1 protein-coding gene, 2 tRNA genes and 3 rRNA genes are annotated in these 5,747 nt (G+C 54.5%); all 6 read left to right on the top strand.

Going from position 1 to position 5,747, the window contains the following annotated elements; all coding sequences use genetic code 11:
* Positions 1-284, top strand: a 284-nt coding sequence (locus EH199_RS24575; protein WP_223806919.1) for a hypothetical protein, incomplete at its 5' end; no start/stop codon positions are given.
* A gap of 282 nt (positions 285-566) precedes the next feature.
* Positions 567-2,049: ribosomal RNA gene (locus tag EH199_RS24160) — 16S ribosomal RNA — on the top strand.
* A 194-nt stretch (positions 2,050-2,243) separates the two neighbouring features.
* Positions 2,244-2,320: transfer RNA gene (locus EH199_RS24155), tRNA-Ile, on the top strand.
* Between the two features lie 12 nt (positions 2,321-2,332).
* Positions 2,333-2,408, top strand: a tRNA-Ala gene (locus EH199_RS24150).
* A 246-nt stretch (positions 2,409-2,654) separates the two neighbouring features.
* A 23S ribosomal RNA gene (locus EH199_RS24145) occupies positions 2,655-5,447 on the top strand.
* 139 nt (positions 5,448-5,586) lie between these two features.
* Positions 5,587-5,701: ribosomal RNA gene (gene rrf, locus EH199_RS24140) — 5S ribosomal RNA — on the top strand.
* The 16S, 23S and 5S rRNA genes sit together here with 2 tRNA genes alongside, the layout of an rRNA operon.
* Positions 5,702-5,747 lie beyond the last annotated feature (46 nt).

Genomic DNA, 5,747 nt, shown 5'->3' with positions numbered 1-5,747 from the left:
TTTATGCGATTATATTGGGCTTATGTGGGGTGGGGTGTTTGGTGTCGGTGGGGGGCGTGGTTGGTGGTGGCGTGTTGGAGTGGATGTTTGGTGTGTTGTTGGTGGTTGTGTTTGTGTCGGGAATTTGGGGGTTTTTGGGTGGAATGAAAGAAAAGTGCAAAATGCGGTTGACGGGTGTGAGCGGTGTCCATATATGGCGCTTCACCGACGCGGTGCTGCCGGCTTTCACCGGTTTCTTTGCTGCTTCGGTCGCCAACATAGACGGACAATCGGTCCCCCGGTAGGAAAATCGGGGAACGATGGTTGTCCGCCTGATTTTGTCGCTTCTGCGATTTGAGATCGGGTTTTGGTTTGTGGTGGTGGCTCTTTGACATTGTTGGTTTAGATGAAGGGACATGTGGGCGACGGCGCCCGCGACCTGGGAGCTTCGGGCTCTGTGTCGCGGTATTAAAGTCGATGCCTTATATGTCCTTCGTATCCATTACGTTTGACAGTGCAGGTATCGGCTCCCGAAGTTCGATGCTGTCTGGAATTGGGCTTAGGCCTGTCTGGATGGTGTTGTGACACAACTTGAGAGTTTGATCCTGGCTCAGAACGAACGCTGGCGGCATGCCTAACACATGCAAGTCGAACGAACCCTTCGGGGTTAGTGGCGCACGGGTGCGTAACGCGTGGGAATCTGCCCTTTGCTTCGGAATAACTCAGGGAAACTTGTGCTAATACCGGATGATGTCTTCGGACCAAAGATTTATCGGCAAGGGATGAGCCCGCGTAGGATTAGGTAGTTGGTGGGGTAAAGGCCTACCAAGCCGACGATCCTTAGCTGGTCTGAGAGGATGATCAGCCACACTGGGACTGAGACACGGCCCAGACTCCTACGGGAGGCAGCAGTGGGGAATATTGGACAATGGGCGAAAGCCTGATCCAGCAATGCCGCGTGAGTGATGAAGGCCCTCGGGTCGTAAAGCTCTTTTACCAGGGATGATAATGACAGTACCTGGAGAATAAGCTCCGGCTAACTCCGTGCCAGCAGCCGCGGTAATACGGAGGGAGCTAGCGTTGTTCGGAATTACTGGGCGTAAAGCGCACGTAGGCGGCTACTCAAGTCAGAGGTGAAAGCCCGGGGCTCAACCCCGGAACTGCCTTTGAAACTAGGTGGCTAGAATCTTGGAGAGGCGAGTGGAATTCCGAGTGTAGAGGTGAAATTCGTAGATATTCGGAAGAACACCAGTGGCGAAGGCGACTCGCTGGACAAGTATTGACGCTGAGGTGCGAAAGCGTGGGGAGCAAACAGGATTAGATACCCTGGTAGTCCACGCCGTAAACGATGATAACTAGCTGTCCGGGTACTTGGTACTTGGGTGGCGCAGCTAACGCATTAAGTTATCCGCCTGGGGAGTACGGTCGCAAGATTAAAACTCAAAGGAATTGACGGGGGCCTGCACAAGCGGTGGAGCATGTGGTTTAATTCGAAGCAACGCGCAGAACCTTACCAGCGTTTGACATCCCGCGCTAACCCGAGAGATCGGGTGTTCCCTTCGGGGACGCGGTGACAGGTGCTGCATGGCTGTCGTCAGCTCGTGTCGTGAGATGTTGGGTTAAGTCCCGCAACGAGCGCAACCCTCGTCCTTAGTTGCCATCATTTAGTTGGGCACTCTAAGGAAACCGCCGGTGATAAGCCGGAGGAAGGTGGGGATGACGTCAAGTCCTCATGGCCCTTACACGCTGGGCTACACACGTGCTACAATGGCGGTGACAGTGGGCAGCAAGCACGCGAGTGTGAGCTAATCTCCAAAAGCCGTCTCAGTTCGGATTGTTCTCTGCAACTCGAGAGCATGAAGGCGGAATCGCTAGTAATCGCGGATCAGCATGCCGCGGTGAATACGTTCCCAGGCCTTGTACACACCGCCCGTCACACCATGGGAGTTGGTTTCACCCGAAGGCAGTGCGCTAACCGCAAGGAGGCAGCTGACCACGGTGGGATCAGCGACTGGGGTGAAGTCGTAACAAGGTAGCCGTAGGGGAACCTGCGGCTGGATCACCTCCTTTCTAAGGATCGATCGGAAAGCGCCGGACCTAGCGTCCGGAAGGGCTTCCAATCTTCCAAAGAACATGCCGTCGTCCTCATGTCCCTTCATCCTGGAGATTAGCGAGGCGCCCTGCGTTATGCGGGGCCTGCTTCGTTATTCAGCCTGAGCAGGCTATCAGCCGCCCGCGGCCATTTGGCCGGCTTTGGTGCGGTGGGGCCGGTAGCTCAGGTGGTTAGAGCGCACGCCTGATAAGCGTGAGGTCGGAGGTTCAACTCCTCCTCGGCCCACCATTGTTCATGGACGGGGCCTTAGCTCAGCTGGGAGAGCGGTTGCTTTGCAAGCATCAGGTCATCGGTTCGATCCCGATAGGCTCCACCACTTTCCGAAATACTCCAGAGATGAAGACACGATATCCGGCGCGTTGCGCCGGTCATGCGGGAGCGATCCCGCCGCTATTTGACATTGTGAATGGGTTTTTAATCGATGCCGTGGCGCATTGGTGGTTCGATTACGGTCGGGCCATGGATGCGGCACTTACAGATGTTGTAATCTGGCTGAGATTATCGTCCGCACCTGAAGACAACGCAGGCATTATGCAGGCCTGTCGTTGATGGTGTGGATTCTCAAGCGTGAGGTAAGAGCATTTGGTGGATGCCTTGGCATGTACAGGCGATGAAGGACGTGGCACGCTGCGATAAGCGTCGGGGAGTTGTGAGCAAACTTTGATCCGGCGATTTCCGAATGGGGAAACCCACCTTCACCATTTCTTCCGTCAACCGGGCAACCGGTTGGTTGGAGAGGTGGATAAGGTATCACCGAGTTGAATAAAATAGACTTGGTGAAGCGAACCCGGGGAACTGAAACATCTCAGTACCTGGAGGAAAAGACATCAACCGAGATTCCGTTAGTAGTGGCGAGCGAACGCGGACCAGGCCAGTGCCTCATCTTCAACTAGCAGAACAGTTTGGAAAGACTGGCCATAGCGGGTGACAGCCCCGTATGCGAAAGTGATGGATGAGGACTCGAGTAGGGCGGGACACGTGAAATCCTGTCTGAACATGGGGGGACCACCCTCCAAGCCTAAATACTCGTACATGACCGATAGCGAACACAGTACCGTGAGGGAAAGGTGAAAAGCACCCCGATGAGGGGAGTGAAACAGTACCTGAAACCGAATGCTTACAAGCAGTAGGAGCCCCATAGGGGGTGACTGCGTACCTCTTGCATAATGGGTCAGTGACTTAGTTTATCGAGCAAGCTTAAGCCGATAGGTGTAGGCGCAGCGAAAGCGAGTCTGAATAGGGCGACTGAGTTCGATGAATTAGACCCGAAACCCGGTGATCTAGGCATGACCAGGTTGAAGGTGCGGTAACACGCACTGGAGGACCGAACCGTTCAATGTTGAAAAATTGTCGGATGAGTTGTGTTTAGGGGTGAAAGGCCAATCAAACCGGGAAATAGCTGGTTCTCCGCGAAATCTATTGAGGTAGAGCGTCGGACGTATACCGTTGGGGGTAGAGCACTGGATGGATGCGGGGGTCGCGAGATCTACCAATTCTAACCAAACTCCGAATACCAACGAGATTTATCCGGCAGACAGACGGCGGGTGCTAAGGTCCGTCGTCAAAAGGGAAACAGCCCTAACCTACAGCTAAGGTCCCCAAGTCACGTCTAAGTGGGAAAGCATGTGGGAATCCCAAAACAACCAGGAGGTTGGCTTAGAAGCAGCCATCCTTTAAAGAAAGCGTAACAGCTCACTGGTCTAAATAAGGGTTCCTGCGGCGAAGATGTAACGGGGCTCAAGACGTGCACCGAAGCTTAGGGTTTGGACTTAGGTCCAAGCGGTAGCGGAGCGTTCCGTAAGCCTGTGAAGCGGTCTGGTAATGGGCCGTGGAGGTATCGGAAGTGCGAATGCTGACATGAGTAGCGACAAAGAGGGTGAGATGCCCTCTCGCCGAAAGACCAAGGGTTCCTGCTTAAAGCTAATCTGAGCAGGGTGAGCCGGCCCCTAAGACGAGCCCGAAGGGGGTAGTCGATGGGAACCACGTTAATATTCGTGGGCCTGGTGGTGTGTGACGGATCGCGTGTGTTGTCTGACCTTATCGGATTGGTCAGGCTTCGAAGCGGTTCCAGGAAATAGCCCCACCGTATAGACCGTACCCGAAACCGACACAGGTGGTCTGGTAGAGTATACCAAGGCGCTTGAGAGAAGTATCCTGAAGGAACTCGGCAAATTGCCTCCGTACCTTCGGAAGAAGGAGGCCCCACATATGCGCAAGCATTTGTGGGGGGCACAGGCCAGGGGGTAGCGACTGTTTAGCAAAAACACAGGACTCTGCTAAGTCGGCTTCAAGACGACGTATAGGGTCTGACGCCTGCCCGGTGCCGGAAGGTTAAGAGGAGGAGTGCAAGCTCCGAATTGAAGCCCCGGTAAACGGCGGCCGTAACTATAACGGTCCTAAGGTAGCGAAATTCCTTGTCGGGTAAGTTCCGACCTGCACGAATGGCGTAACGACTTCCCCACTGTCTCCAGGATATGCTCAGCGAAATTGAATTCTCCGTGAAGATGCGGAGTACCCGCGGTTAGACGGAAAGACCCCGTGCACCTTTACTGCAGCTTCAGAGTGGCATTAGGAAAGAATTGTGTAGCATAGGTGGGAGGCTTTGAAGCACTGGCGCCAGCCGGTGTGGAGCCATAGGTGAAATACCACCCTGTTGTTTTCTGATGTCTAACCCAGGACCGTTAGCCGGTTCGGGGACCCTCTGTGGCGGGTAGTTTGACTGGGGCGGTCGCCTCCTAAAGAGTAACGGAGGCGCGCGATGGTAGGCTCAGGCCGGTTGGAAACCGGCTGTTAGAGTGCAATGGCATAAGCCTGCCTGACTGCGAGATTGACGAATCGAGCAGAGACGAAAGTCGGTCATAGTGATCCGGTGGTCCCTCGTGGAAGGGCCATCGCTCAACGGATAAAAGGTACGCCGGGGATAACAGGCTGATGATTCCCAAGAGCTCATATCGACGGAATCGTTTGGCACCTCGATGTCGGCTCATCACATCCTGGGGCTGGAGCAGGTCCCAAGGGTTTGGCTGTTCGCCAATTAAAGTGGTACGTGAGCTGGGTTCAGAACGTCGCGAGACAGTTTGGTCCCTATCTGCCGTGGGCGTCGATACTTGAGAGGAGTTGCCCCTAGTACGAGAGGACCGGGGTGAACATGCCTCTGGTGTACCTGTCATTCCGCCAGGAGTGCAGCAGGGTAGCTATGCATGGACGGGATAACCGCTGAAAGCATCTAAGCGGGAAGCCTCCCTCAAGATAAGGTATCTTCGAGTCGTGATAGACCATCACGTTGATAGGCCGGGTGTGGAAGTGCGGTAACGCATGAAGCTAACCGGTCCTAATAACTCTGTTCATGCTTGAGAATCCCGCCATCAATGACAGGCCTGCCCTTGCAGGTCCCGTCCAACGATGACGGACGATACCAGCCAACTTAACAACATCGCAAAATCCATCCCAAAAAGATGGACCCAATGCATCGATACAATCCGTCGGCTCCATTGCCTGGTGGCCATAGCGTCTGTGAACCACCCGATCCCTTCTCGAACTCGGCCGTGAAACCAGTCCGCGCCAATGGTACTAACGCTCAAGCGTTGGAAGAGTAGGTCGCCGCCAGGCATTGAAGCCGACGGATTATAACAACATAAAAACCCATTCATGATGA

Source organism: Novosphingobium sp. LASN5T (assembly GCF_003856955.1).
GTDB lineage: Bacteria > Pseudomonadota > Alphaproteobacteria > Sphingomonadales > Sphingomonadaceae > Novosphingobium.
The sequence above is the reverse complement of the archived record's forward strand: the minus strand, read 5'-3'. Positions and strand labels throughout refer to the sequence as shown.